Source organism: Flagellimonas marina, from assembly GCF_042651185.1.
GTDB lineage: Bacteria > Bacteroidota > Bacteroidia > Flavobacteriales > Flavobacteriaceae > Flagellimonas > Flagellimonas marina.
Window position 1 is genome coordinate 1,470,524 of the sequence record NZ_JBHSCL010000004.1, and the last position, 26,227, is coordinate 1,496,750.

Consider the following 26,227-nt stretch of genomic DNA (forward strand, 5'->3'; position numbering starts at 1 on the left):
TACAAAATGATAAAGGCTTACAATTATGTAAAACAAATTGGCCTTCTCACTTTTCTGCTTTTGGCCATATATTTTGTAAATCCCTTTAACAAAGGGTTTTTAGCGGGTTATCTTATCTTGGCAATTGTATTTGTTAATACAAAGGCCTTACGAAAAGAGATTGATAGCACCTTTATCCTACTTTCTATTTTTTCCTTGGTCTATGCTGCTTTTTATTTTTTTAATCTTGAACAGGGCGTTCAGTGGCTCTTTATTTATGCGCTTTTTCCCCAAGCTTTTTATTTGATGGGAAAAAGAATGGTCTTTGATAACAGTACACCTAAAAATCATTTCTATCTATTTTTTACGCTTGGTACGCTTTATTCCATTACGGGCTTACTATCAGTGGGCTTCAACCTTCTTGAGGGGGGATTTGTACAATTGGGAAGGACAATTGCCAATTTTTGGACCGGAAAAGAAACGCTGGCTACGGCCATGGGCGCTTTTTTTATATTTAATATGAGTATCCCGGGTCTTCTAATTGCTTCTAAAAGAAAATTGCCTTTATGGTTTAAACTTGCAGCGTTGGGAATATTTTTTCTATCCATGCTCTGTGTATTCAGATTGGGAAGTAGAACTCAATTGGTGCTTGTGCTACTAGGCATTTTGGTGGCCATTGCTTACCGAATCAAAAGTCAAAATGTGGTTACCAACTTTAAGTTTATTTTAGTGATGGTGGCCATTGTGACAATTGGGATTAACTATTTGTCCGTAGACTTGGATGCCGAGTATCTTTCATCTCTAGGGGAAAGACTTCAAGACAGTGAAAATGCCGCAAGTGCCGGTGGACGGACCATGCGTTGGGAAAAATCATTGGTGAACCTATACAAAAAACCCTTGGGCTGGAGCGTGGATGAGTTTGGCTATTCACACAATATGTGGTTTGATGCGGCAAGAAACGGAACTACCATTTCCTTTATATTATTGGTAATTTTCACCATTAAATCCATTTCAAATATACGGAGGGCCCTTAGAGTAAATAAGAATGAGATTTTGTTCAACTCGTTGATATTGATCTACAATGTGGTTATTTTTTCACAACTATTTGTAGAGCCTGCCTTGGAGTCGCTTTTTATCCTTTTTATTTTCTATTGTTTTATACAAGGTGTACTCAATGAGTATTCGGATAGATCTATTGAAAAGCAAATACAACCTGACCTTTGAGATTACAAGTAAAATGGATGGACGATCAATATCCAATAAAATATCTTGAACGGTTACCCAGCAAGTTCTTAACTCCAAAACAGAAAAGGCTGTTAACAATCAAAAGGAAAAACACATAGAGAACTGAAACCGGTAGTTGTCCCCATGCAGGTAGGTGTTCTGAGACTATGAAGTAGATTTTCTTTAGATGTCTATCGAAAATAACATGAAGAAAATAGAGGGCAAAACTAATTTTGGCTATAACATCCAAAACCCAGTACTTATTGTTCTTTATATCCCTTGAAACATAGAGAATTAAAAAGGTTATGCTCATCTTTTGAAGATATACCAATGACTCCCGTGGACTGAACATTCCAAAATATTGGAAATCATGATCTACAAACAATAGTACAACAGATGTGATAAGAGCCAATAAAATTAAGGCCACCAGATACCTTTTTACCTCCCGTATGAACACTTCATAACGTATGCTCACAAAAACTCCCCAGAGGTATACCGGTAAGAAATATACAAGCTGCCCCAATGTTATATACACCTGCGTTCTAGTGCCCAATACAGGCAATAGAAAAATCAAGGGAGCCCAACGGATAAAATCCCTTTCCTTAAGTCTCAGAAAGATAGGGCTCATGGCAAATACTAATACAATAAAGGGGATGTACCAAAACTGGAAAGATGCTGTTCCCTTTATTAATTGTTCGGGTATCTTATAAAAGTACTGAAACCATGGAATATTGGCCTTGACCCCTGTGAAATCTTCCGCAAAAATCAAAAAAACACTAATGAAAGCATAAGGTGCAACTACATTTTTAAGTTTGGCCACATAGTATTTGCGAATACTGAATTTGTTGCTTAAGTAATGAAACAAAAAGCCTGATATGAACAAAAAGTAGATGGTACTTCCGTGAAACAACATGTCCCTTATTGTATCTACCAACTGGGCGCTTTGTAAATATTCCGTTTTTGGAGGGAAACGCCATGTATGTATGAACACGATATTGAGAATGGCAAAGGCCCGAAAATAATGAAAGGACCAAAGAAACTGCTTCTTACCAACGGTTACAGACATACCTTAGGGATTTTAGGACAAAAAACTTAACTATTTTTAATATCCATTGTACACAAAGCTCTTTCCCCAGTGTGTACCGAATCAAAACAAACCACATCACCCTTGCGATTCATCCGCGGGTGCAGGTCACAGCACCAATGCTTTCTTGTTCTTGACTGAAATTTTTTAAATGAATTTATCCTTGCCAACAATACTGTCTCGTTTGACGTGCTATCCACCTTATACAAATTGGCCATTCGATACTTATCGGGATAGGTGTCTGTCACAAAAGTCTCGGGGGTTATGAAACTTTGATGACCATCAGAATTTAATTTTGGGTACGCGACTCTTTTAAATTTTTGCAGGGTTGGCTCTTCAAAGAGTACGTGACTATCAATATCCCCCACTCTACAATATGCAACAATTTGGTTTTTCTTGTTCCAAACGTAATGGGAAACCATATCATTGGTTGGTGCCACATGACATTTTTTGGTCACGAGGTCGTATACAACCAATCTTGACCATCTTTTTAATACGTTGTCTTCATTGACCCATCGATGTAAAAATGAAATATATCTATTATCTGGCGAAAACAAGGAATGGGTTACATAGTGATGGCTTTCCAAATCTGAAAGGGAAATATCTCCAACTTTGCTCAAATCATCCAAACTAAGAATCAACTCCCGAGTCCCTTTGGTTAGATTTCCCAGAAAAAGACCTGTTTCTGAAGGTACTTTAAGGTGGTTATAGGTCTCATCCTCATAAGCATAACCATATCCGGGCATAAGCTTTTCCAATCGCCCATAACTAAAGGAAGTGGCCATAGTACCACAGAATGAGGCACTGTCAATAGGGAAAGGAATAGTTTTAGTTTGTTTTTTGCTTACACAACATAATTGGGACACCAACTCGTCTCCTACCGCATCGTTATAGATAACATGGTCTTCTCCTGCCCATTGCAGCCTACAACCCTTATGATAGTTCCATGCATGGCAATCCCCTATTTTGACATAATCCCTCATTTTTCCGTCGAAATGAAAATAGCCCACTTCCAAAATATCTCCCCTTTTTGGCATGCGAAACGGAATGGTTAATCTATTGGCCAATAGTTTGGTATCGTCAAAAGAAAATGGACTTACGTCATGAAAACCAAAAAAATAACCTTCTTTGGCCTGAATCTCATTAGTGGAGAAATCCTTTTTATTTGGCAATAGATCAAAAACAGATTGATAAATATTGCGAACTTTGAGCTTTATATTTGGATTTTTTTTTACTGCATCGTAAACCAGTTTCTCGAATTTATTCATAGCCATACATAGAAAGATATTGATTAACTATTTCACTCCAATTGAATGGAGCTACAATGGGCTCAAAATTCTTGTAATTTGCGTAATTCCCAACAATGTTTTCGATACCTGTAGCAATTTCTTCGATGTTATCTGGATTCACAGCAAATCCGACATCTTTATCCTCCAAATATCCATTGATACCTTCATTTTTAGAATAAATGACAGGAAGTCCTTGTGACAAAGCCTCGATATAAACCAAACCAAAAAGTTCAGATTTTGAGGGCATTACAAAAATATCGGACGCTCCATACGTTTCTTGTAGTTTTTGTTTATCCTTGATTTTTCCTAAATACCTCACCCATTTCAATGCTGCTATCTTCTCAGAAAATGCTTTAAAGTATTCTTCTTCATATACGTTGGGACCACCTACAATAGTAAGGTTAAACTCTTTTCCGCTTTTGTTTCGAATCAATTCAACAGCATCGATCAACGGGAAAAGATTTTTTCTTTTCATAATCTGTCCAACATAAATAAGGTTTATGGTTTCCCCAAGTTTTCCCTTGGGTTTATGAATGTTGTTCAACCAAATTTCATTGACACCGTTTGGAATTACCCGAATCTTGTCCTTGATTTTATTGATGAAGCTTTCGGGCATCATTGATAACATTTTATCCCTGTTGGTTGGGGAGATAAAAACAATTTGATTGGCTTCCGACAATACCCTTTTGATAAAAGGCCTGCGATGGTACATTAATTTATATTGCAATCCAATGTCCGTAGCACGAACGGCCACAATATACCTTAACCCAAATTTTTTCTTTAGATTATAGGCTAGTGCCCCATCGGTAAAAAGGTTGTGGGCATGTACAAAATCGATATCTTTTTGGACGGACTTGTCAATGGCATCTTTTGTTATTGCTTTAATTTTCCCAAAATAATTGTACTTATGAAATGGTTTAATTATTTTTTGAAAAACCAGCTCTGTCCGGTCAAAAGAAACAACATTTTCGGGTTTTCTATCTTGTTTTATGGGAATGTAGACCCTTTGACTCAGATGGGACTCAAAAAAACCATAAAGCTGGGAATACAGATGGTTATCTATATAATAGGAATTGAGGTGGAGTACTTTCATTGTTAATGGCTATTCTTTGAACAAAACGCAAAGTTGCCAATTTTATTGATTTTTCAATTAATTTTTACGCAAATAAAAAGGGGAGCGAATTGCTCCCCTAACTCTATTTGAAAGGTTAAGTCTTTAGTTGGAAATGCTGGTCAAGCCATCAACAATGAACCTTGCCGCTGAAGGCAATTCACTGTTCCAAAAATTGGAATCTATAAATTGTGTGTTACTATTTAAGATATAATTGCCATTTCTATCATCCAATACCTCAAGTTCCGCTACATTGGATACATCGCAATCGACAATTGAAAAGTTACTATTGGTCCGTGCTATGGAGAATAAACTTGATGCGTTAGAAAATGTGCAATTTTGGAAAGAGTTGTTGCTACATGGATCATCAGACTCTGCCCACCAATTTAAACTGATAATGGCTCCTGACTTATTGGATATGTTCAAATTTCTAAAAACATTGTTTTGCCCTGCATGTTCTTCGTATGGGTTTTTACCACTGTCTGAAAAACTGACGCCTGACCCTCCATTGGTAAGTGTGCAGTTCTCAATAAGATTATATTCAGCGCCATCAATCATGCTGATTCCTCCACCTTCAAAAAGCCCGAAACTATTGTCTCCTATGACGGTAATATTGTTGGCGTAGCAGCCAATGGAACCATCAAAATGAATATTGGTTCCGTAAATTTCACTGTCCTGCATGATATTGTTCTCGGATAATTGGTTAAAACAGATACCGTGTCCACTGTGATTGCTGCTCACTAATCGGTTTGCTTTTAAATTGGTAAATAGATTATCCTTACCAATTGTATGGAAATAATAGTCTTGTGGGTTGCCATTATCAATATCACTAGTCGCTTCTGAAAAGGCCACCAAAGTTAACCTACTGTTTCCTATGGTAAACCCTCTAAATGCCATATTGTATGAAGCACAATTCAAAATGATGTTGTTAGAGCCCCAACTACTGGTGGAAGTGGAATAGATTAACCAACCAGTCCCTTGAAGGTCAGTATTGGAACCACCTTGCCCTTCAACTTCAGTAAACCAGCCATGATTGGCCTGAACTACATTTTCAAAAATAGAATTACTCAAATTCCGCATATCGAAACCACGACGAAAGTACTCTATTTGAATATTTCTGAACACAAAGCCTTGCTCGCCACCGTCACAATAAAATAGACTTCCATTATCAATATACTTTCCGGATGATTTGCTACCGGAAAATGTAGGCATGTCGGACGGGTCTAAATCATGGGTTCCATCAGAATTTTGTGCGCCAGTTTTATAATCGTCCCATGAAACAGTTGCATACTGGGATGCATTTATGTCTCCAGGAGTGTTTTTATAACCTATCCAATAACAAGGATCGTTTGGGGTACAGGGCAAATTACTCAAATCATAGTGATTGCCACCGGTGGAACCATAATTATATTTACCTGCCTTGATGTAAAAAACATCTCCTGCTTTAACAAAATTGCTGTCAAAAGCTTTGTCAATATTTATTGGGCTACTTTGTGAAAGGCCATCATTATTACTGCTCCCGTCCACAGCAACATAAATGATTCTGTTTGGGTTGGACGGTGCAAGGCTGATACTGTTACCCGCATCAGAACCAAAATCCGGTATTTGAACGTCAGGGATTTCTGGATCCTTGTCGCTATCATCGTCGGGGGTTGGATCAACTTCTTCATCTTCCTCTACGTCATCTTCTGGTTCATCTGTGGGGATTTCATCATCTGTCTCTACCACCTCTTCCTCTTCCAAAATGGCATCTAAAAAAAGATCACTGTCCTTGGCACATGAAAAAAAAGTAAGAATGGTGAAAAATAGGATGAGCATTGAATACTTGCTGGTGGGGTTTCGGAAATTCATAGCAATTTTATAATTTGCAAAAAATGGGGTTAATATTATTTATTAAGTCCAAAATGCTCTCTTGAGCACTAAATTAAGTTGACAATTGTTAAATCAGACGAAAAGCAAGTTTTTTTCGATGAAATGCACTGTTTATTTTTAGTTTTCTTTCTTTACCGGCCACTTTTTATCCTTTTCAACAAACTTATCAACGCTTTCATCGATTATAATGGAAATCATAGTTCCAAATACGCGGGAAAATTGTATCGAGATTTTACGAACCTGGTTTTTAACAAAAATTTGACATTTAAAGGCTTGAGCGAAAACGGAGAAAATTGATTTCCTAATCGTTATAAAAAGCAATTTGGTCGAGTTTTTATTTTTATAATCCGATCACTTCTCTAATTTTACTGTCGATTATGTATTTTTTAACATAGCCCCAAATTAGATTTATGGAGAATTTAGCAGTTTTGCTCACATGCCATAATAGGAAATTCAAGACCTTAAAATCATTACGCTCTCTCAAAAAAGTAGAAGAATCATATCGTGGCAAACTAAATGTTACCATATATTTAACCGACGACGGCTCCACAGATAGTACTGCAGAGGCAGTGCTAGAGGAGTTCCCTGAAACCATAATTCTACCGGGAGACGGTAATCTGTTTTGGGCAAATGGCATGATTAATTCATGGTCTGAAGCTGTAAAGCACCATCACGATGGCTATCTCCTTTTAAACGATGACACCTTCTTGCTCGAGAATGTTTTTGATGAAATTACGGATTCCCAAAAATATGCTGAACAAAAATATGGACGCAAGGGGGTCTACATAGGTTCCACCAAAGACCCTGAATCCAATGAGCTCTCGTATGGTGGGGCCCTGTTGACCAATAAATTCCTTTATCGTTTCAAAATTTTGGAGCCAAATGGAGATTATCAGGAATGCGATTTGGGCAACGCCAATATCATGTTTGTGGATAAAACCGTGGTAGAAGACGTTGGTATACTTTCAAAAGGCTATGAACATGGATTGGCAGATTACGATTATACGCTAAAATGCAAGAAAAAAAGAATACCCGTCTTGGTTATGAGGAATTATTGCGGTCTATGCGAACGGGATACCAGAAGTCTATACCATAATTTTAACACAAAAACCTTTAAGGAGCGCGTAGAACATCTCTACAAACCAACAGGAATTGCTTTTAAATCTAGATTACTGTTCATGAAAAGGTTCTTTCCGTATAGAGTGCCATTTTTTTATATAATGGGGTGGTTTAAGGTGTTGTTTCCCGGTTTTTATGTTAAAACGCGTTTTAAATAAGCTTAGGACGATCTCTCCAAAAAAAGATATACACTGACCAATGAACATTTTATATATACACCAATACTTTGTTACTCCAAAAGAGCCGGGAGGTACAAGGTCTTACTGGATAAGCCAAGAGCTTATTAAAAATGGGCACAACGTAACTATGTTGACCACCACCAAAGGCAAAGACAAGCCTAGGAAGGTTGTAATTGATGGTATTACCGTAATATATTTACGAATACCATATAATAACCACATGAACGTGTTTCAAAGGTTAATGGCCTTCCTGAAATTTATGTGCTTATCCGCTCTTTTTGTTTTAAAAACAAAAAAGCCAGATTTAATTATTGGCACCTCTACCCCATTAACTGTTGGTTTTCCCGTTTTAGTAGGAAAAAAGCTAAGAAAAATACCCTATATATTTGAAGTTAGAGATCTTTGGCCCGAAGTGCCTGTACAAATGGGCGGTGTAAAAAACAAATTGGTCATTAAATTACTTTACCGATTTGAGAAAAGTATTTACAAAAACGCCTTGCATGTTATAGCACTATCTCCAGGAATGCGTGATGGGGTAAAAGATGCGGGCACACCAGAGGGTAAAATAACTACTATTCCCAATATGTCCAAGATAGATAAATTCTGGCCCAGGGATAAAAATACGGAGGTTATCAAAAAACTTAACCTAAGTCCAGACTCCTTTAAAGTTATTTATTTTGGTGCCATGGGGCTAGCCAACGGAATGGATTACATCCTGGATGCTTTCACTTTTTTGAAGGAAGAAAATAATATTGAATTACTCATTGTTGGCGATGGTTCCACTAAACCAGATTTGATAAAACGTTGTGAGCTAGAAGGTATGGATTTTGTACATTTTTACGGTAAAATGCCCATGGCCCAATTGTCTGAAACCGTTAATATAAGCGATGTTTCTTTGGTAACATTCGCTGATTTGCCCATTTTGGCCACAAATTCACCCAATAAACTTTTTGATACTTTATCGGCGGGCAAACCATTGATCGTTAATTCACCTGGATGGACCAAAACCATGGTGGAAACAGAAAAGTGTGGCTTTTTTGCCGACCCCAAAAATCCAGAAGAAATGGCTAAAGCCATACTTAAATACAAAAATGACCCAGCACTGACGAGAGAATACGGGATAAACGCCAGAAGATTGGCAGAAAACACATTTGATAAGTCTATTCTTTGTGAAAAATTTGTAAAAACGGTAGAGAAAACTGCCCAAAAGTATTTGTGAATATTACAGCCCTGATTTAAAAAAATCAATACTGGAACATCCGAATAACAGATTTTTTACGACGGGTTTTTCAAAATATGTCTCAGTTCCATTACGGATTTAAGGCCATTCAATCTACCAACTATTACCAACAAACTTATTTCATTGGAAAATAACCGCCTGTAACTTTTGTTTTGGCTAAAAATCACCCCGCTTTAAGGTAATTTGGTAATGCTTGCAATATTTATACTGCCCTCTACATTTTTGTGGGACTCGAATTTTTGTTTCTTTTGAACATTGTTATTGATCACCAACTTTCTTTTTCCAGATTTCAATAATGGAATTTCATCAACATAATGGATTTTGATGATGGCATCATCACCAAAATACTCTGCATACTTATTTCGTATTGCTTCCTCCTTTTCCGCGCTTTTATCAAAGGAGTTTAAGACTTTGAGTTTTATTAAATATTCGCCATTTTGCTCTTGTATGAACTGAAACTGCTCAATACCCTTAAATTGTAAAATGTGGTGTATAATATGGGAGGACACAAACTCTCCTTTGGTATTGGTGAACATATCCATTTTTCTCCCATCAATTCTAGAGAAAAATAATTGCCCTGTTCTACTATCCTGTTCCATGACACCAACATCACCCGTATCATATCTGATCATGGGCATGGAATAATTGAAAAAGTCCGTGATTACAATCCGCCCAGGTGTTCCAAGTTCAACGGGGTCATCACTGTTCAAGTCTAAAATTTCAATATGATAACTTGCCCAATTGATTTCATAACGTTTAACAATTCCACTGTGTTTCTCCTCTTGTGCCAAAATCCCATTCTCACTGTTAGAATATCTGGAAATAGGTTCTTTTCCAATATACTTGGTCACTTTTTTCCTTACGTCATCATTCAAGCTTTCGGCAATCGCAATAATTGAATCCATTTTTACATTGATTCCTTTTTTGTTGTTTCTTTCAAAATATTTGCAGATCGTGTCCAGTGCTGAACTATAGGCCAGCAAACTTTTATTTGATCCATCGGTCTCAAGCTCTTCTATCAACTTTTTAACATTCTCATCGGAAAGGTCGTCTACAGAATATGTGGCAATATTTTGAACTTTAGAAAGAAACTTGTTTTTCTTATACTGTTTGTCCCAAAGTCTTAAGTAAAACAGTCTGGAGCCAATTTGATATCCAGCGCGTTGTGCAAAGAAAAGTGTATCAGCGGTATTTCTTAACCTCTTGTTGGAGTCGTGAAATATTTTAAACGGATTTCCAGTGGAACCGCTTGTTAAAACCTCATGGTTATGCTTATCCCTGTAGTCCAAACTCCTAAACTGATCAAATCTATCACGAACGGTTTGCTTATCTATTACCTGAAATTTATCCAGCTGAGGAGTATCTGCCCCTAAATCGTAATAATAGGGTACAGTGGTAATAGCGTGGTGCAGTAAATTTGCAAGGTTTTCGGCCCTAATTTGTTCCGAAGATTCAGATAATGGGTTATTCTGTACCTTTTTGATTTCATTAAAGTGTTTTCTGATATCTCCACCCTTGAACATATCAACACCCCAAAATACTAAGTTGCGAAGCTGCTCGGTTAGTCTAGCCATAATAATAAAAACCCTCTTGGGAGAGTTTATTTTTTTTTCTTTTCATCTAGTGTTTGTGCCCGTAATCTTACATATAAAATTCCATCATAAATGCTATCTACCACATATGTTGCCTCTTTTTGGTCTTTGTCAGGTAAGGCAAGGTACCTTCCAAAATTTTTACCATCCCAAACACAATACATCAATGCGTCATGCTCTAGAGGGTCATATCTTAAAATGCGGTATTCAGAGGTGTCTTTTGGTTTTAAATCTTCAAATTTCATTGAGAACAATGAAACATAACTCAAAGTTTTTTTGCTATTGTTGACAACCCTAATTTTTAGGGAACACATTTTTTCCGATGTTGAAGTAGAAGCTGAATTTATAGCTACTACACCCAACATGAAAACGAAGATGGCAGTTAAAACAAATACCTTCAACCAATTACCATTTTATGAAATTATACATTTAAAGTTAGTGCAAAGAAGTACTTTTCCAGAGTTTAAATCTTTTAACTTCCAAAAAAATCTATGAACTACATATTAGTGTTAAAATAATAGGGGTTAAGACAAGATTCGATAATAATAAATTAATTTTATTCAACACTTAAACCTCGTAATTACCCTTATGAAGTTTTTTTCCTGTTGTATTATCTTTTTTATGGGAAGTTTGTGTTGCAATGCACAATTACAGGTAGTAGGTAAGGTAATGGAATACCGCGAAAACAAAAAACCTGCCCCTGTGGTCAATGCCAACATCTATTGGCTTTCTTCCTCGATGGGAACAACAACGGATATTGAAGGAGACTTCAGAATTCCTTTCAACCCAAACTCCAAAAAATTGGTGATAAGCTCCGTGGGATATCGTTCAGACACTATTCCTGTCAATCGCCCTAATCTTGGGAACATTATATTATACCCTAATGTTATTTTGGACGAGGTAATTGTTGAAAAAGAAGTTGCACCGATACAAAAATCATTGTTCAAGGTTCAAAATGTGGTTTCGGTAGACAGTCGGGAAATGTTGAAGGCCGCTTGCTGTAACCTTTCAGAAAGTTTTGAAACAAATCCCGCAGTGGATGTCAATGTTTCAGACGCCGTTTTGGGTGCAAAGCAAATACAAATGTTGGGATTGAACAGTCCTTACTTGATGTTTACACAAGAAAATATGCCCTCAATCAGGGGAGCGTCCCAAGTTTTTGGCCTTTCTTTTATCCCGGGATCTTGGATAGAAAGTATTCAAATAACAAAAGGCGCCGGAAGCATACTCAATGGGTTTGAGAGTATTTCTGGCCATATCAACAGTGAACTTGTAAAGCCTTTGACGGACCAACGTGTTTTTTTGAATTTATATGCCAACAATTTTGAAAGGTATGAGTTTAATTCTAGATTAAACCATAATATCTCAGACCAGCTCGGTGTGGGACTATATGTCCACGCCAACTTGCGCAATGGGTATATAGATGACAATGGAGATTCTTTTTATGATACTCCCGTGGCCAAGCAGATCAACCTTATGAACCGTTGGCAACTTATGGATCCTGGGAGTGGTTGGGTAAGCTATGCCAACATACAGTATCTTTCCGATACCAAAGAATTGGGACAGACAAATTTCGAGATTGATGAAGATAGATTTACCACTAATGCTTGGGGCAGTGAGATTGCCACTTCCCGATTGGATATTTCCGCCAAAGCTGGTTATGTGTTTCCCGAACTACCTTACCAAAGTTTTGGCTTTCAAACAGCATATAGCTCACACAAACAAGATTCATTTTATGGACTAAACCAATACGATATAAACCATAACTCTTTCTATTCCAACTTTATTTTCAACAGCATAATTGGAAGTACCCAGCACAAGTTCAAAACTGGCCTTAGCTATACACATGATACCTATGACGAACAGGTCAACAGCACTCCATATGCAAGAACGGACAATTCCGTTGGAGCCTTCTTTGAATATACATATGACAGCTTGGAAGGTCTAAGCTTTGTGGCGGGTTTACGAGCTGACAATCATAATAACCTCGGGAATTTTTTAACTCCAAGATTCCATCTTAGATATTCGCTATGGGACAAAGCAAGTTTTAGGGCTTCATTTGGCCGAGGAATACGCGGAGCCAACATTCTTGCAGAGAACCAACAAATGTTTGCTTCCTCAAGAGCCATAAGCATCTTGGAGAACAATGGAAATTATTATGATCTCAACCCTGAAAAAGCATGGAATTATGGAGTAAGTTTTATCCAAAAATTATATGTATGGAATAGGGTGTTGGATTTTTCCATTGACTATTACCGTACGCAATTTGAAAATCAAGTTGTGGTGGATTGGGAAAATCCGAGGGAAATATCTTTTTATAACCTTGAGGGGGAAAGTTATTCAAACAGTATCCAAGTAGATTTGAATTACGAAGTACTTCAAAATTTTCACTTACGGACCACCTACAAATATTTTGATGTAAAAACCGATTACGCTGGCGGCAGGTTGGAAAAGCCGTTGCAGCCCAACTATAGATTTTTCATAAATCTAAATTATGAAACCCAAAAGCTAAGCGAAAAACAATGGCGTTTTGACTTTACAAGCAATTGGTTGGGTAGGCAAAGAATACCTGACACTTCGGCCAATCCTGAAGCCTTCCAGCTTCCAGAGTGGTCTTCATCCTATACGTTGTTGAATGCCCAAATAACCCGGGTATTTTCAAACATGTTTGAGCTTTACTTCGGAGGAGAGAATATCGGTAATTTTACTCAAAACACCCCTATTTTATCCAGTAACGATCCTTTTGGACCCTATTTTGATAGTACGTTGTTATATGGACCCGTTTTACACAGTCTGTATTACATAGGTTTTAGATACAAGATTTAATATAAAACAATACATATGAGATCAACCATGTTTACTTTTCTTGTTTTATTCGCCATGGCTTTGGTACATGGGCAGGACAAGAATAAATCCATTGATTTTGAAGTTAAGGGCAACTGTGAAATGTGCAAAAGCCGAATTGAAAAAGCGGCAATTAAGTTAAAAGGGGTCAAATTTGCCTCTTGGAGCTCAGAAACCAAAGTATTTGAAGCAATTATTGATGAAAGAAAAATAAATGTTCCTGACATCCAAAAAAGAATAGCGGAAGTTGGTCATGATTCTAAAGGTTTCACGGCACCAGACACAGTTTATAATGACCTGCCGGAGTGCTGTAAATACCGTGATCCAGCAACTGCACACATGGATCATAATAAAATGAAGTGATTTTTCTAACCTTTGAAGCAAATAAAAAGGGGAGCCAAATGGTTCCCCTTTTCATATAGCTTTCACAATCTTTCGCCTACATTTTCACTACACGCTTCACCACCAATATATCTCCATTGGCATCGATTACACGAATTACATAAAAACCAGATGCCAGTCCATATAGATTCTTAATAACCATGGTATCTGTATTTTGGAAAGATTCCTCCTTAACCAACATACCCATCATATTGAATACCTCAATTACACAATCTTTTCTTTGACTGAGCTTAATCGTGATAACTTCAGAAAAAGGGTTCGGAGTTGCCGTGATAATAATGGGTTTATCATCCAGTAAATCCCCGCCTTCTTCCCAGACAATGGGTTCAAACAATTTTTCAGAATAGGGATATGGTCTGTAATCTCTTGCTAAGGCCAAAGCAGCCGTTTTGGCACTTGATCCGTTTTCTTGATCAATAGTGGCCTGAAAAGAAGATCCTGCCAAAGCTTCAAAACCAGGAGTTAAGTTTATTTCATTGACCGATTCAAACCTAGCCACGGTGCCCGCAGGAACTATAAAGTTACTACCCGCATTAATGGTGTATTGATAGTAAAAAATCTCCTCTGGATTATAGGTATTGCTCACGATATAGTTATCCAAATCCGCCACTTCATTCTCGGCGTAAAAAACACCATACACACGCGTATCTGTAATATCATTGGGGTCCACCAATGGTAGAGTTTCTCCATCAAAAACATAGGTGCCATCGTAGCGAAGCATAGAAGTAGTAATAAAAGCAGAGCTTTGATGAATCTCCTCCCACTCGTGCCATACCTTGTCCACAAATGAGTGATGGAAATAGAAAACAGGATCACGGGGTGAAAGCGGTGTCGGCATTGCTCCCCCTGTCCAAACGTGCGCCCCCCTGTGGGTAGAGCGTCTTTCCAAATCATTGGAGAATTCAAAAAAATCAGGTTCGGCCAATAGGTTGCTCACGGTTGTTGGGGTTGGCAAAGGTCCATCACCACCAAGGTTACGATTCAAGTTCCAATTCGTATCAAAAGTTCCCAATAAGTCATCATTCCAAAGGGCATCATTGGGATTTTGATAAATGGATGAATCCCAAAATGCCAAACTGATTTCGGGATTTATTTCCTGGACAGCCTGTTCCATTTCAAACATCTGGCGTCTATGCCATGCTAAGAAAATTTCTCTTTCAGACTCATCTGGCAAATTAAAATGAAGGTCTAAACGAGTTGGGTCCGCCGTATTGTCAAAATTAAAAAATTGTGCATGGAATTGAGCGAGATCATTGAAAAGGTCTGGGCCATTTCTTAACTCGTAGAATGCATTTACCAGTTCAGACTTTTCATAGTCCGTCATCTCATCAAAACCTTTTCTAATGCTTTGTCCAAATGCATTATAAACCAAACATTGACAGGTTAAAAGAGTAATTATCAAGTAACTTTTTTTCATTTTGTAGGTATGAGGCAATAGCTTAATTCTTTTGGTTTTCCATAGAGCTCAGCAAATTCTTCAAAAGTTCCTTCATCTCCGAATTTTCTCGTTTCAGCTCCTTAATTTGAGATTCTTGGGACAATAGATACAAGGTAAGCTCTTCAATTTTCTGAAGTAGCTTCGCATCCATGGAACCCAGGTCAATTCCATCATTCTCTACCTGCTTGGCACTGGGAACATTTGGCAAGTGACCATTAGCCGCTATAAAAGCTCTCACTTGGTCCAATTGTGGAAGATCATAGTCAGATTCAAAAACAAAGTCGGGCCAATTGGTCTGTAGCTCAACACGAACGCCTTCTGCAATGACATTTCCCGCCACCGCTAATCGATATCCATGGGTATTGGTGGTTCCTATACCCACATTTTGATCGGCATAAAGGTTGCTGGCTATCCAATCAACCGTATTAAGGTTTGCATTTTCAGAGGTGTAATCTACAATGCCCGTGTTTGCTTCGGTAAGAACGGTTTCAGTATTACTGACCGTAGATACATTCCCGGCCGCATCTTCCGCGAAAACGGTGAAATCATAACTTGTGCTCGGCGCAAGCCCTGTAACGTTGAACGAAGTTGTCGTCCCGGTATTGGCTATGCTCACACCATCTTGGAAGATCTCGTAATTGGTGACCCCAACATTGTCCGTGGCAGCGCTCCAGTTCAAAACAGTTGTGGTCGATGTAGTATTGTTGGACGTTAAGTCGGAAACTGCAGTTGGAGCCTCTGTATCCGGAATCCCAAGAGTATTTACAGTTTCGGTGTTACTGACCGTAGATACATTCCCGGCCGCATCTTCCGCGAAAACGGTGAAATCATAACTTGTGCTCGGCGCAAGTCCTGTAACGTTGAACGAGGTCGTCGTCCCGGTGTTGGCTATGCTCACACCATCTTGGAATACCTCGTAATTGGTGACCCCAACATTGTCCGTGGCAGCGCTCCAGCTCAAATCCGTGGTCGTGGTGGTCGTATTCGAAGATGACAAATCGGACACCGCTGTTGGCGCTTGCACATCGGGTGCCGCATCAGTATTTACAGTTTCGGTGTTACTGACCGTAGATACATTCCCGGCCGCATCTTCCGCGAAAACGGTGAAATCATAACTTGTGCTCGGCGCAAGCCCTGTAACGTTGAACGAAGTTGTCGTCCCGGTATTGGCTATGCTCACACCATCTTGGAAGATCTCGTAATTGGTGACCCCAACATTGTCCGTGGCAGCGCTCCAGTTCAAAACAGTTGTGGTCGATGTGGTATTGCTGGATGTTAAGTCGGAAACTGCAGTTGGAGACTCTGTATCACTTCCATCAGCAATAATTGACACAGCATCTATCAAAACTGTATTTCCTTGAACAAATCTTTGTGAAAATGGACTGGTATACACTCGTATTGTTGGGGTAGTTGAAGTAGCAGTAACATTAAAAACATACTCCGTCCAAGCGGTTCCCACAATTGGAGTTGTGGCAAAACCGTTCATTCCCAGCCAATTGGCAAAAGCTGGACTATTCGATGTATCACCTTCCTTGGCCCAAATACGAATGGTATAATCAACACCTACTGTTGCATTGAATACGTATTCTAAAAGTCTTCCATTATTGGCAGTAGATACTACTCTAAAGGAAAAGTTTCCTGATTGTACGTCTGTATTATCGGTGGTTAGGGTTGCCTGAGCAGCCCAACCTACAGTGCTGTTGCTTTCATTGCCCACAGAAACGGCATTAGAATCAGTATGTAAGTCTTGTGCATAAGACCATGAAATACATATAAAAAAAGTTAAAAGGAGTAATTTTTTGGCCATTGAGGTATAGTGTAATAGTTTGTTGAATTATAGCTATAAACAAATTTATACCTAGTAGAAGCGATTCGTTGAAAATGTCCCAAAATATCGATGAAACGTATAAAAAACACTGTGAGTGCACTGTTACTCAAAATTTTAACCTTTTTATCATCAATAAAAAAAATAAACCATTGGATAATGCGTTAGATTTACCTGTGCAATGAACTAAGTTCGTGTCTCTAAGCTTATTTTTCACAGGTCATTCCTTTTAACTCTAAAATATTTGTTTCAATTTTATCATTGTTAAATTTTTGAAATCACCATGTATACTTCACTTTTTAAACGGTTAATTGATATTGTGATTTCTGTGACTATTGTCCTATTGGCTTCACCCATCATTTTTATCTTGATCATTGTTTTGTCCATTTCAAACAATGGTAAACCCTTCTTTTTTCAAGACAGGCCTGGAAAAGATGAGAAAATATTTAGATTGGTAAAATTTAAATCTATGAATGATCGTAAGGATACCAATGGAAAACTGCTCCCTAATCATGAACGAATCACTAAGGTGGGCAGGTTTATCAGAAAGACTTCGTTAGATGAACTTCCGCAACTATTTAATGTAATTCATGGAACCATGAGCCTAATTGGACCAAGACCTCTTTTGCCCAAGTACCTCCCACTCTATAATGAGGAACAAAGGAAACGCCATTTGGTTAAGCCTGGAATAACTGGATGGGCCCAAGTTAATGGAAGAAATGCCATTTCATGGGATAAAAAGTTTGAACTTGATGTTTGGTATGTTGAACATGTTTCTTTTAAAACAGACATGATGATTCTTTTTAAAACCATGGAAAAAGTAGTCAGAAGAAAAGATATAGACAATGAAGCCAATATTGGGATGATTCCTTTTACTGGCAATACTTCTTCCAATGAATAACGCCATTATTATTGGGGCCGGAACCCATGGTCAAATTTATGCCTCCTATTTGGCAGAGGAAGGTATCAACGTTATTGGCTTCGTGGACGATAACGAACATTTGTTTGGCCAAAATGTAATCGGCATCCCTGTTATAGGTAAAGTTAAAGATTTAGCAAATTCAAATATTAAGAGTCGCGCTCGTTCAATTTACTGTCCTATTGGTAATAATACTCTTCGCCAGCACTATTTAATGGATAGCAAAAAAATGGGGTATGAAACACCAAGTTTTTTCCATAGAACAGCGGTGATAGGTCCAGATGTAAAAATGGGTGAAGCCAATTACGTGTTGGCGGGAAGTATTATTATGCCTCACACAACCATAGGTGATTTCTTCATGATAAATATGTCCACTACGATAGGACATCATGTACAAATTGGTCATGGGGTTTTTATGTCCTCGGGCGTTAATGTGGGAGCCAACCTTATTATTGAAGACCATGCCTATATTGGCATTGGTGCCACCATAATGACAGGATTGGGCACAATTGGCAAAGGGAGCTTAATAGGTGCCGGTAGTGTAGTCATTAAAACTGTTGCACCGAATACGGTAGTTGTTGGGAATCCTGCTAGGGAAATCCCTAAAAAATAAAGCAATACTTAAAAAAAGCCCACACGCATCTGTCCAGGCTTTTTTAGTTGTAACAAAATATAATTCATTATGGGTTGTTCACAATTATAAATACTGCACGTCTATTGGCGCTATGCTGTTCCTCAGTACAAAACACCCCATCCTCGCAATCATTTACTAATTGGGTTTCGCCAAAGGCTCCATGACTGATTCTATCCGTTGAAATACCCTTGGATACCACGTATTCCACCGTACGCTCTGCTCTTCGCTCCGATAACCACTGATTATACGGTTTAGTTCCCCTAGAATCTGTATGTGCCGTAATTTTAACGGTAATATTTGGTTCATCCTGCATGATAGCAACCAATTTATCCAATAATTCTTTGTCTTTGGAAGTGAGGTAAGATGAGTTTAGCTTAAAGTAAACATTGCCCAAATTGTTGATTTTATTCTGTAACGCGGCACGTCTTGCATCTTCAGCATCTTTTTTAGCTTTTTCGGCGGCTGCCAGTTCTGCAGCTTCTTTTTCTCTTTGCAAACGTTCTGCCAATAAACGGGCTTCTTCCTCGGCCTTTGCAATGGAATCCTGCACACGTTGTTGCTCTTCCTCCAATTCTTTGAGCATCGCCAATTTTTCCTTACCCTTACGAGATAATTCCTTTTCAACTTCAAAACGGTATGCAACTCCTACAGCATGCTGAATGTGGTTGGTGGAGTTTTCCGTATTCATGGTCCACTTACCAGTGGAATTGAAATCAAGCCCCCAATGGTCAGAGAACCATGTTCTAAAACCAACTATGGCATTATACGTTCCCCTTCCTTGATTATTTGCATCGGTGTACCCCGCTCCAATACCTATATAGGGGTCAAAAAAACCAGTCTCACCCAAAATCTTATTAAGGTCATAACTTACTCTAAAGTCAAGGCCAAAATAATCTACATCCTCTGGATTGACTGCGTTATCAACTATTTTTCCTTCCTTGTATTTGTTGTATGTTCCAATGGCTTCTAGACCCACTCCGTTTTTAAAATAACGCCCAATACTTATTCGGGATGGGTACGGAACAGCGTTCCAGCCTTCACTAAAATCAAATAGTTCGCCAAATTCATCGCCAGAGTCATCTACAAAATTAGTTCCCAAAGTCACCAGCCAATAGCTATTTACAATACTATCCTTCTTGGTCAACTCCAATTCCGGCTCTTGTGAAAAAGTAGATGTGGTTAAAATACATGCCAAAGCCACGTAGGCCAATCTAGAAATATTCATTATGTAAGATTTGAGGTTATCAAGAACAAAGCTAGGTCAACCGTTTAAAACGATAAATTTTGCACTTTCAAGTGCGCTTATTTTCGATAAGAAGCAAAAACGGTTGTAAAAAAACTCTTACCAACCGACTTTTTGAAAATTGATTGTTTTTGAAGAAATCGGCAGTTTGTACACGTAAAACGGGTAGGAAATGTAACTTTCTGTCTTTTCTGAATCAGATAACTCAATGGCTATTGTACGTTCTTCCTCAGTTTCACTGAGTTGGGATAATTGAGGTGTTCGTTCTCCTTTTTGTTCGCCCAAACAAACCACAATGGCCATTTCTTTTGAAAAATCCAGCATGGGCACTGGAAGGCCTGGTTTTCTGGTTTTGTTGACTTGCGAATAGAACTTGTTCAGAGATTTGGTATCCTTGATCAGCATCACCTCATATTCGGCAATCCCACTATATCCATCACTTGTCACCAAAATCAGGTTTTCCATTTCTTCTCCGGCCATCTTTTGTTGGGCTTTACATGAAAGCAACCAGCTTGCAAGAAATAAGAGCGTAAAAAATCTCATGGCCTAGAAAGTATTCTTAAAGCGGGATTTAAAGGCTTTCTCATATAACTCTTCATAAAGAGGTAGAATGTGCACAATATCAAATTTTGAAGCTACATTATAGGCATTTTGTTTAAATTTTTCCAAAACAGCATCATCCCGAAGAATCTGCAACGCTTTGGATGCCATATCGTCAATATCTCCCACATTGGACATAAACCCAGAGACGCCATCTTTGTTAACCTCGGGAATTCCGCCGGTATTGCTGGAAACTACCGCCACCTTATTTATCATGGCTTCCAACGCTGCCAATCCAAAGCTTTCTGTTTCCGAGGGCAATAAAAATAAATCTGAAAAACAAAGAATTCTATCGATCTCGGTACTGTTGCCCAAAAATAAAACCTTGTCTTTCATCCCCAGATTGTCACAGAGTTGCTCCGCTTTTTCTTTTTCAGGGCCCTCCCCTACCATTATCAATTTTGCAGGAATTTCTTCTTGGATCTTATGGAAGACCTTAATTACGTCTGGAATTCGTTTTACCTTCCTAAAATTACTGATGTGGGTTATTATCCGCTCATTCTCCTTGGCCATCAAGGAGCGTTGACAATCCGTATAATCAGTACTATACTTGGATTTTTCTATGAAGTTTGGAATGACCTCAATCTCCTTTTCAATATCAAAAATGTCCAAGGTACTTTGTTTCAACGCTTCTGAAACAGATGTGACCACATCGGATTTATTGATGCTGAATGTAACCGCTGGCTTGTAAAATGGATGTTTCCCAACCAGAGTTATATCAGTTCCGTGCAACGTGGTGATCATAGGAATGAAAATACCGTATTCCTGAAGCATTTTCTTCGCCATATAACCCGCATAAGCATGGGGGATGGCATAATGCACATGAAGAAGTTCTATACCATACAACTTGATGGTATCCACCAATTTACTGGACAAAGCCAATTCATAGGGCTGGTAATGAAAAAGTGGATATTCTGGCACGTGTACTTCGTGAAAATGGATATTATTCCCCAATAACCCAAGACGTACCGGTTGTTTATAGGTAACAAAATGAACTTCATGGCCCCTCTCGGCCAAAGCTATACCCAGTTCAGTGGCAACAACACCACTACCGCCAAATGTAGGGTAACAAACAATTGCAATTTTCATGACTACAAATCTAAGTCAATATTTGTTGTCTAATTTATAATGGAATCATAAATAGCTCGTTGAATTCTGGTGCGCAACCCCGACCTGATCAACAACGTATTTGTGGCGGATGGGTAGGTTCTATTGGACAAAAACACATATACAAGCTCTGCATCGGGATCGGCCCAAGTGTAAGTTCCCGTAAAACCACTATGCCCAAAGCTTTTAGGGGAAACACATCCACAGGTTGGGCCACTTTCTTCAAGTTGTGGTTTATCAAAACCGACACCCCGCCTAACATTCTTATTGCAGAAATAACAGGTGTTGAATTTCTTTACGGTCCGTTCATTTAAAAATCGCTCTCCTCCATAATATCCGCCCTGAAGGTACATTTGCATTATTTTGGCCACATCATTGGCATTGCTGAACAAACCTGCGTGCCCTCCTACTCCACCCTGCATGGCGGCACCCATGTCGTGCACATAGCCTTGAATGGTCTGGTATCTGTAATAGTCATCCTCTTCCGTAGGAACAATTTTCTCTTTAGGGTATTTCTGGAGCGGATTGAATGCCGTATACTGCAAACCCATTGGTTTGTAAAGAAATTCATTGATCAAAGTGTCAATGGATTTGCCATAGATATCTTCAATATACTTTTTGAAAACATAATAGCCAACATCACTGTAACGGTATCGGTTAGATTTTAGACTTTGACGCCCTATGCGATTGTAAATAGAGTCTTTATACGCATTGGTAAGATATAAGTGGTCCGCCACCTGATACGGAAAATCTTGAGAGGGGTTACGACTGTAAAAATCGGGGGAAGGTCTGCGATCTTTGGTCAGTGTATCCAAATAAAAGGCAATCCAAGCCGGCAAACGTCCATAATGAGACAGTGCCTTTAAAACGGTTACATCCTTTAATTCGGTGCTCTCATACTCAGGAATCAATTCCTTGAAGGTATCGTTCAACGCTATCTTACCCTCTTCTTCCATTTTCATGATCAAGGGCAGTGTCGATAAAATCTTAGTTAACGAGGCCAAATCGTAAATGGATTCTGCTGTGACTTGTTCTTGAGAATTGTAGGTAGGTTTCCCAAAACTCTTGTGATAAATAACTTTACCCTTTCTGGCCACAAGGACCTGTGCTCCTGGATACATCAGTGAATCCAAGCCATTCTGAACCAAAGTATCCACCATGGCCAATTGAGAAGAACTCATCCCAACGCGTTCAGGGATGCTATATCCCAACCGTTGAATAGGTTTTAAATCAACACCAGTGTTGACAGGAAACTCCCCATGGGCGGATACAGGAAGCTTCCCCGTTGCACCAATCGCCCCAAAAATTACTTCGGCCGCCTTTTCTTGGGCTATTTCACTGTTTTGATATCCAATAACCACCCCATCCATCGTATCAAAATTAAGGATGTCCAACAGTGCATACGGCTTGGCAAATACCGTCAATATAGTGTTGCTTGTCCGTAACCTTGAAATCTCTTCGAGCCAAAACAGCTCGTTTTTGGAAAATTTATAGCCTTTCCATGGACTTTCATTGCTTTTGTGAAAGCCGATGATCACCAGATTGTAATTGGCCAATTCCTTTTTGTACCCGGCAATATCCTTAGCTTCAATTTTTGTAACCTTAAAATACTGGTTAAGTGTTTCGTGAAACTTGGAGCCTGAATCGTCGCCAAATTGCACATAGGCAATTTTCTTATTGTCCAGTTTTTTGATGGGCATCAAGGAAAAATTATTCTTGGCCATGGTAATTGCACCTTCAATAGCCTCTTCATACACCACATCATTTTCGATGTCATTTAAATCTTCATACAAGTTTTTGAGTTCAACAGGACGATAATCGAACAGTCCAGCTTTGTACTTGGCCATCAATACTTTTTTTACCGAATGGGCCAATCGCTCTTCAGAAATAACCCCGGTGTTGTATGCTTCAATCAGCTTTTTCTTGGCACTGAGTACATTTATGGGCATTAAAAGCATATCGTTTCCTGCCAAAAAAGCTTGTAATTCAACTTCACCATCAGGGGCAAATTGCGATACCGCCTTCATATTAAGGGCATCTGTAAAAACCAAACCCTTAAAGTCCATCTCATCTTGAAGGAGTTGGTAAACAATAGAATTGGAAAGTGAAGAAGGGTAGCCTTCCCTACTTTCCAAACTGGGAACATCCAGGTGCGCTATCATTATTGAGCTCAACCCGTTTTCCATGGCTCTTTTGAAGGGATACAGCTCAATGGAATCCAATTGCTCCCGGGTAGAATTAATTATGGGCAATGCTTTATGCGAGTCCGTAGCGGTATCCCCATGTCCTGGAAAATGTTTCCCACAGGATAAGACTCCGGCCTTTTCCATTCCTTTTACAAAGGCGATTCCTTTTTCGGCAACATTTTTGGGGTCTTCTCCAAAAGAGCGATTGCCTATGATGGGATTTTGTGGGTTATTGTTCACATCCAAATCTGGAGCAAAATTGATGTGTACGCCCAAACGTTTGGCATGTTTGCCAATTTGATACCCAACTTTCTCCACAATGGCATTATCCTGAATGGCCCCCAAAGTCATGTTCCAGGGGAAGGCATAGGTGGAATCCAATCGCATGGCCATTCCCCACTCTGCGTCAGAACCAATCAATAAAGGTATTTTGGAAGCAGCTTGATATTCGTTAGTTAATTTTGCTTGTTGCACTGGACCCCCGGCCAAGAAAATAACCCCACCAATGCCCTCGTCCTCAATCAATTTTTTCACCCTATCCTTTGATGCCTGATCTTGATTGGAAGCAATACTCACCATGAACAGCTGTCCAATACGTTCTTCCAAGGTCATTCTGTTGTATTGCCCCTTCACCCAATTGGCTTGAACAAGGGAATCTTTAGTGACCAATGGATGATTTTGGCCCATTGCATGCAAATAAAAGAATAGGAATATGGGGAGATAGAACTTTATGCGCATAAATATCTTGTCTATGACATCAACTTACAGCACATAAAAATATTGCTTTTCATCGAAGAATGTACAGAAATTAGGATTATTTAAGAGTAAATCAATTTTTAAGGGTAGTTGTCAGTTCAAGTGGAATTCTAAAAGAATTTTGTATCGAGAACTGATATTGCAAGAGATCCAAACCTATTCTCGATACTATTTTTCTCCAATTAATCTCGAAAAATCACTCGAATTGACGGTTTTTCTTCTTTATAGCTATACAAATCGGGAATGCCAACTCTCACTGGCAGGTACTTCCCAATTTTCCAAATATTCCTGTTTGGTAGCCACTAAATTATTGAAAACCACAGTGTTTTTAGAGACCGCTTTCGCCTTGGCCATCTTTTTGAAGTCTATTAAGGGCTTGTAAGCAATGAATTCTCCCTGTTTAAAGGAAACGTTCATTCGATCCAAAAGTTCAACATTATATTTTTGTTCCAGGCTTTGGATAAAATGTACCGATGCGTCAATGGAACAACCCGATGCACTGGCATTGGTCTGATCCAATCCAATAACGATGAATCGATTATACTTCATCTCAAAACCGGCTTGCAATGCGCTACCATGAGCGGTCCATTCTTTCAAAAATTCGGAGAGACTCTGGGCTATTTCCTGTTGCTCTTCTTCAGTGAAACTACGATTGGATTGATAAATCCAAATTCGGGATGTATCTGGAAGTTGATTGAAATCTACTAGCATGCTATCTATCTATTAAGGTCTCGACTACGCCTGTCTGCCGACAAAGGCAGGCCCGACCTGACATTTCATAAATTTTATAATCCTTGGGAGTTTGCCAATACTTCAGCAACATCCAAAACCGTAACACTATCTTCTTTTTCATGTGCTTTAATACCGTCCGTCATCATGGTATTACAATACGGACAGCCTGTGGCTATGATGCTTGGTTGCGTCTGCAAAGCTTCTTTGGTGCGCATCACATTAATGTCCATATCTCCTTTTTCCGGTTCCTTGAACATTTGTGCGCCACCAGCACCACAACATAGCGCAGTTTTTTTGTGACGCTTCATTTCCACCACGTCTGCATTGGTCTTGGAAAGCAGTTCCCTAGGGGCATCATAAACAGAATTTGCCCTACCTAAATAGCAAGGGTCGTGAAAAGTGATGCGTTTCCCCTTGTATACTTCCCCCTCAATGGTCAACCGACCTTTATCTATCAATTCTTTAAGATATTGCGTATGGTGGACAACTTCATATTTACCACCCAAACTTGGGTACTCATTTTTTAAAGTATTGAAGGAATGTGGGTCGCAGGTTACAATTCGTTTTATTTCATAACCGTTCAACAACTCAATATTCATCATGGCCTGCATCTGAAACAAAAATTCATTACCGGCGCGTTTGGCAACATCTCCAGTGGAGCTTTCTTCGGTGCCCAAAACCGCAAAGTCCACATTGGCTTTGTTCAATAACTTCACAAAAGCCCGTGAAATCTTTTTAGCGCGATCATCATAACTACCGGCAGAGCCTACCCAAAACAATATTTCTGGCTGCTTACCCTCTGCCATAAACTCCTGCATGGTCTTGACCTTTAGTTGCTCGCTCATAGTTTTT

At 38.9% G+C, this 26,227-nt stretch carries 21 protein-coding genes; 7 read left to right on the plus strand and 14 right to left on the minus strand.

Going from position 1 to position 26,227, the window contains the following annotated elements; all coding sequences use genetic code 11:
* The first annotated feature begins 6 nt into the window (after positions 1-6).
* Complete coding sequence (locus ACFOWS_RS10220) at positions 7-1,203, plus strand: hypothetical protein (protein ID WP_379764153.1); 1,197 nt, start codon at positions 7-9, stop codon at positions 1,201-1,203.
* A gap of 25 nt (positions 1,204-1,228) precedes the next feature.
* Here ACFOWS_RS10220 and ACFOWS_RS10225 read toward each other — a convergent pair whose 3' ends face one another.
* The 4 genes from ACFOWS_RS10225 to ACFOWS_RS10240 all read right to left on the minus strand — a co-directional run bounded on the left by ACFOWS_RS10225 (position 1,229) and on the right by ACFOWS_RS10240 (position 6,538).
* Positions 1,229-2,269 (minus strand): acyltransferase family protein, encoded by a 1,041-nt coding sequence (locus ACFOWS_RS10225; protein ID WP_379764155.1) that lies wholly within the window; start codon positions 2,267-2,269, stop codon positions 1,229-1,231.
* 26 nt (positions 2,270-2,295) lie between these two features.
* Positions 2,296-3,561, minus strand: coding sequence for a hypothetical protein (locus ACFOWS_RS10230; protein WP_379764157.1), 1,266 nt, complete (start codon positions 3,559-3,561; stop codon positions 2,296-2,298).
* Positions 3,548-4,669, minus strand: coding sequence for a glycosyltransferase family 4 protein (locus ACFOWS_RS10235; RefSeq protein ID WP_379764159.1), 1,122 nt, complete (start codon positions 4,667-4,669; stop codon positions 3,548-3,550). The genes ACFOWS_RS10230 and ACFOWS_RS10235 overlap by 14 nt, the downstream gene beginning before the upstream one ends.
* A gap of 123 nt (positions 4,670-4,792) precedes the next feature.
* Positions 4,793-6,538, minus strand: coding sequence for a hypothetical protein (locus ACFOWS_RS10240; protein WP_379764161.1), 1,746 nt, complete (start codon positions 6,536-6,538; stop codon positions 4,793-4,795).
* Between the two features lie 431 nt (positions 6,539-6,969).
* Here ACFOWS_RS10240 and ACFOWS_RS10245 point away from each other — a divergent pair, with 431 nt between their 5' ends.
* Positions 6,970-7,836 (plus strand): glycosyltransferase family 2 protein, encoded by an 867-nt coding sequence (locus ACFOWS_RS10245; RefSeq protein ID WP_379764164.1) that lies wholly within the window; start codon positions 6,970-6,972, stop codon positions 7,834-7,836.
* Positions 7,837-7,876: 40 nt separating this feature from the next.
* Positions 7,877-9,076, plus strand: a complete 1,200-nt coding sequence (locus ACFOWS_RS10250) for a glycosyltransferase family 4 protein (protein ID WP_379764167.1) — start codon at positions 7,877-7,879, stop codon at positions 9,074-9,076.
* Positions 9,077-9,270: 194 nt separating this feature from the next.
* Here the strand turns inward: ACFOWS_RS10250 and ACFOWS_RS10255 are convergent, their stop codons facing one another.
* Positions 9,271-10,671: a CoF synthetase gene (locus ACFOWS_RS10255; protein ID WP_379764170.1), complete on the minus strand. Its 1,401-nt coding sequence runs from the start codon at positions 10,669-10,671 to the stop codon at positions 9,271-9,273.
* Between the two features lie 26 nt (positions 10,672-10,697).
* On the minus strand, positions 10,698-11,054 hold the full coding sequence (locus ACFOWS_RS10260) for a hypothetical protein (protein WP_379764173.1): 357 nt from the start codon (positions 11,052-11,054) through the stop codon (positions 10,698-10,700).
* A gap of 256 nt (positions 11,055-11,310) precedes the next feature.
* Here ACFOWS_RS10260 and ACFOWS_RS10265 point away from each other — a divergent pair, with 256 nt between their 5' ends.
* Both ACFOWS_RS10265 and ACFOWS_RS10270 read left to right on the plus strand, forming a co-directional pair.
* Positions 11,311-13,515 (plus strand): TonB-dependent receptor, encoded by a 2,205-nt coding sequence (locus ACFOWS_RS10265; protein ID WP_379764176.1) that lies wholly within the window; start codon positions 11,311-11,313, stop codon positions 13,513-13,515.
* 27 nt (positions 13,516-13,542) lie between these two features.
* Positions 13,543-13,896, plus strand: a complete 354-nt coding sequence (locus ACFOWS_RS10270) for a heavy-metal-associated domain-containing protein (RefSeq protein WP_379764179.1) — start codon at positions 13,543-13,545, stop codon at positions 13,894-13,896.
* A gap of 76 nt (positions 13,897-13,972) precedes the next feature.
* Here the strand turns inward: ACFOWS_RS10270 and ACFOWS_RS10275 are convergent, their stop codons facing one another.
* Together ACFOWS_RS10275 and ACFOWS_RS10280 are read right to left on the minus strand one after the other, a co-directional pair.
* Positions 13,973-15,352 (minus strand): tyrosinase family protein, encoded by a 1,380-nt coding sequence (locus tag ACFOWS_RS10275; protein WP_379764182.1) that lies wholly within the window; start codon positions 15,350-15,352, stop codon positions 13,973-13,975.
* A 22-nt stretch (positions 15,353-15,374) separates the two neighbouring features.
* The gene (locus ACFOWS_RS10280; RefSeq protein WP_379764185.1) at positions 15,375-17,180 is read right to left on the minus strand and encodes a fibronectin type III domain-containing protein; all 1,806 of its coding nucleotides are present in this window, start codon (positions 17,178-17,180) and stop codon (positions 15,375-15,377) included.
* A gap of 301 nt (positions 17,181-17,481) precedes the next feature.
* On the opposite strand from ACFOWS_RS10280, the gene ACFOWS_RS10285 reads away from it, so the two are divergent.
* Both ACFOWS_RS10285 and ACFOWS_RS10290 read left to right on the plus strand, forming a co-directional pair.
* On the plus strand, positions 17,482-18,099 hold the full coding sequence (locus ACFOWS_RS10285; RefSeq protein WP_379764187.1) for a sugar transferase: 618 nt from the start codon (positions 17,482-17,484) through the stop codon (positions 18,097-18,099).
* Positions 18,092-18,730, plus strand: coding sequence for an acetyltransferase (locus tag ACFOWS_RS10290; RefSeq protein WP_379764189.1), 639 nt, complete (start codon positions 18,092-18,094; stop codon positions 18,728-18,730). The genes ACFOWS_RS10285 and ACFOWS_RS10290 overlap by 8 nt, the downstream gene beginning before the upstream one ends.
* Before the next feature lie 67 nt (positions 18,731-18,797).
* On the opposite strand, the gene ACFOWS_RS10295 is transcribed toward ACFOWS_RS10290, so the two are convergent.
* From ACFOWS_RS10295 to ACFOWS_RS10320, 6 genes are all read right to left on the minus strand, one after another.
* Entirely contained in the window at positions 18,798-19,976 is a 1,179-nt protein-coding gene (locus ACFOWS_RS10295; RefSeq protein ID WP_379764191.1) for an OmpA family protein, read from the minus strand.
* Between the two features lie 117 nt (positions 19,977-20,093).
* Positions 20,094-20,474 (minus strand): hypothetical protein, encoded by a 381-nt coding sequence (locus ACFOWS_RS10300; protein ID WP_379764193.1) that lies wholly within the window; start codon positions 20,472-20,474, stop codon positions 20,094-20,096.
* A gap of 66 nt (positions 20,475-20,540) precedes the next feature.
* On the minus strand, positions 20,541-21,683 hold the full coding sequence (gene bshA, locus ACFOWS_RS10305) for an N-acetyl-alpha-D-glucosaminyl L-malate synthase BshA (protein WP_366588528.1): 1,143 nt from the start codon (positions 21,681-21,683) through the stop codon (positions 20,541-20,543).
* 29 nt (positions 21,684-21,712) lie between these two features.
* Positions 21,713-24,625 (minus strand): glycoside hydrolase family 3 N-terminal domain-containing protein, encoded by a 2,913-nt coding sequence (locus tag ACFOWS_RS10310; protein ID WP_379764195.1) that lies wholly within the window; start codon positions 24,623-24,625, stop codon positions 21,713-21,715.
* Positions 24,626-24,871: 246 nt separating this feature from the next.
* Positions 24,872-25,354, minus strand: a complete 483-nt coding sequence (locus tag ACFOWS_RS10315; RefSeq protein WP_366588524.1) for an ABC transporter ATPase — start codon at positions 25,352-25,354, stop codon at positions 24,872-24,874.
* Between the two features lie 74 nt (positions 25,355-25,428).
* On the minus strand, positions 25,429-26,220 hold the full coding sequence (locus ACFOWS_RS10320) for a (Fe-S)-binding protein (protein WP_379764197.1): 792 nt from the start codon (positions 26,218-26,220) through the stop codon (positions 25,429-25,431).
* Positions 26,221-26,227 lie beyond the last annotated feature (7 nt).

Coding starts and splice junctions, on each gene's coding strand:
- ACFOWS_RS10245 (WP_379764164.1), top strand. CDS start 6,970: ATGGAGAATTTAGCAGTTTTGCTCACATGCCATAATAGGAAATTCAAG.
- ACFOWS_RS10250 (WP_379764167.1), top strand. CDS start 7,877: ATGAACATTTTATATATACACCAATACTTTGTTACTCCAAAAGAGCCG.
- ACFOWS_RS10265 (WP_379764176.1), top strand. CDS start 11,311: ATGGGAAGTTTGTGTTGCAATGCACAATTACAGGTAGTAGGTAAGGTA.
- ACFOWS_RS10225 (WP_379764155.1), bottom strand. CDS start 2,269: ATGTCTGTAACCGTTGGTAAGAAGCAGTTTCTTTGGTCCTTTCATTAT.
- ACFOWS_RS10260 (WP_379764173.1), bottom strand. CDS start 11,054: ATGTTGGGTGTAGTAGCTATAAATTCAGCTTCTACTTCAACATCGGAA.
- ACFOWS_RS10230 (WP_379764157.1), bottom strand. CDS start 3,561: ATGGCTATGAATAAATTCGAGAAACTGGTTTACGATGCAGTAAAAAAA.
- ACFOWS_RS10310 (WP_379764195.1), bottom strand. CDS start 24,625: ATGCGCATAAAGTTCTATCTCCCCATATTCCTATTCTTTTATTTGCAT.
- ACFOWS_RS10320 (WP_379764197.1), bottom strand. CDS start 26,220: ATGAGCGAGCAACTAAAGGTCAAGACCATGCAGGAGTTTATGGCAGAG.
- ACFOWS_RS10240 (WP_379764161.1), bottom strand. CDS start 6,538: ATGAATTTCCGAAACCCCACCAGCAAGTATTCAATGCTCATCCTATTT.
- ACFOWS_RS10220 (WP_379764153.1), top strand. CDS start 7: ATGATAAAGGCTTACAATTATGTAAAACAAATTGGCCTTCTCACTTTT.
- ACFOWS_RS10280 (WP_379764185.1), bottom strand. CDS start 17,180: ATGGCCAAAAAATTACTCCTTTTAACTTTTTTTATATGTATTTCATGG.
- ACFOWS_RS10255 (WP_379764170.1), bottom strand. CDS start 10,671: ATGGCTAGACTAACCGAGCAGCTTCGCAACTTAGTATTTTGGGGTGTT.
- ACFOWS_RS10295 (WP_379764191.1), bottom strand. CDS start 19,976: ATGAATATTTCTAGATTGGCCTACGTGGCTTTGGCATGTATTTTAACC.
- bshA (WP_366588528.1), bottom strand. CDS start 21,683: ATGAAAATTGCAATTGTTTGTTACCCTACATTTGGCGGTAGTGGTGTT.
- ACFOWS_RS10275 (WP_379764182.1), bottom strand. CDS start 15,352: ATGAAAAAAAGTTACTTGATAATTACTCTTTTAACCTGTCAATGTTTG.
- ACFOWS_RS10235 (WP_379764159.1), bottom strand. CDS start 4,669: ATGAAAGTACTCCACCTCAATTCCTATTATATAGATAACCATCTGTAT.
- ACFOWS_RS10315 (WP_366588524.1), bottom strand. CDS start 25,354: ATGCTAGTAGATTTCAATCAACTTCCAGATACATCCCGAATTTGGATT.
- ACFOWS_RS10290 (WP_379764189.1), top strand. CDS start 18,092: ATGAATAACGCCATTATTATTGGGGCCGGAACCCATGGTCAAATTTAT.
- ACFOWS_RS10300 (WP_379764193.1), bottom strand. CDS start 20,474: ATGGCCGGAGAAGAAATGGAAAACCTGATTTTGGTGACAAGTGATGGA.
- ACFOWS_RS10285 (WP_379764187.1), top strand. CDS start 17,482: ATGTATACTTCACTTTTTAAACGGTTAATTGATATTGTGATTTCTGTG.
- ACFOWS_RS10270 (WP_379764179.1), top strand. CDS start 13,543: ATGTTTACTTTTCTTGTTTTATTCGCCATGGCTTTGGTACATGGGCAG.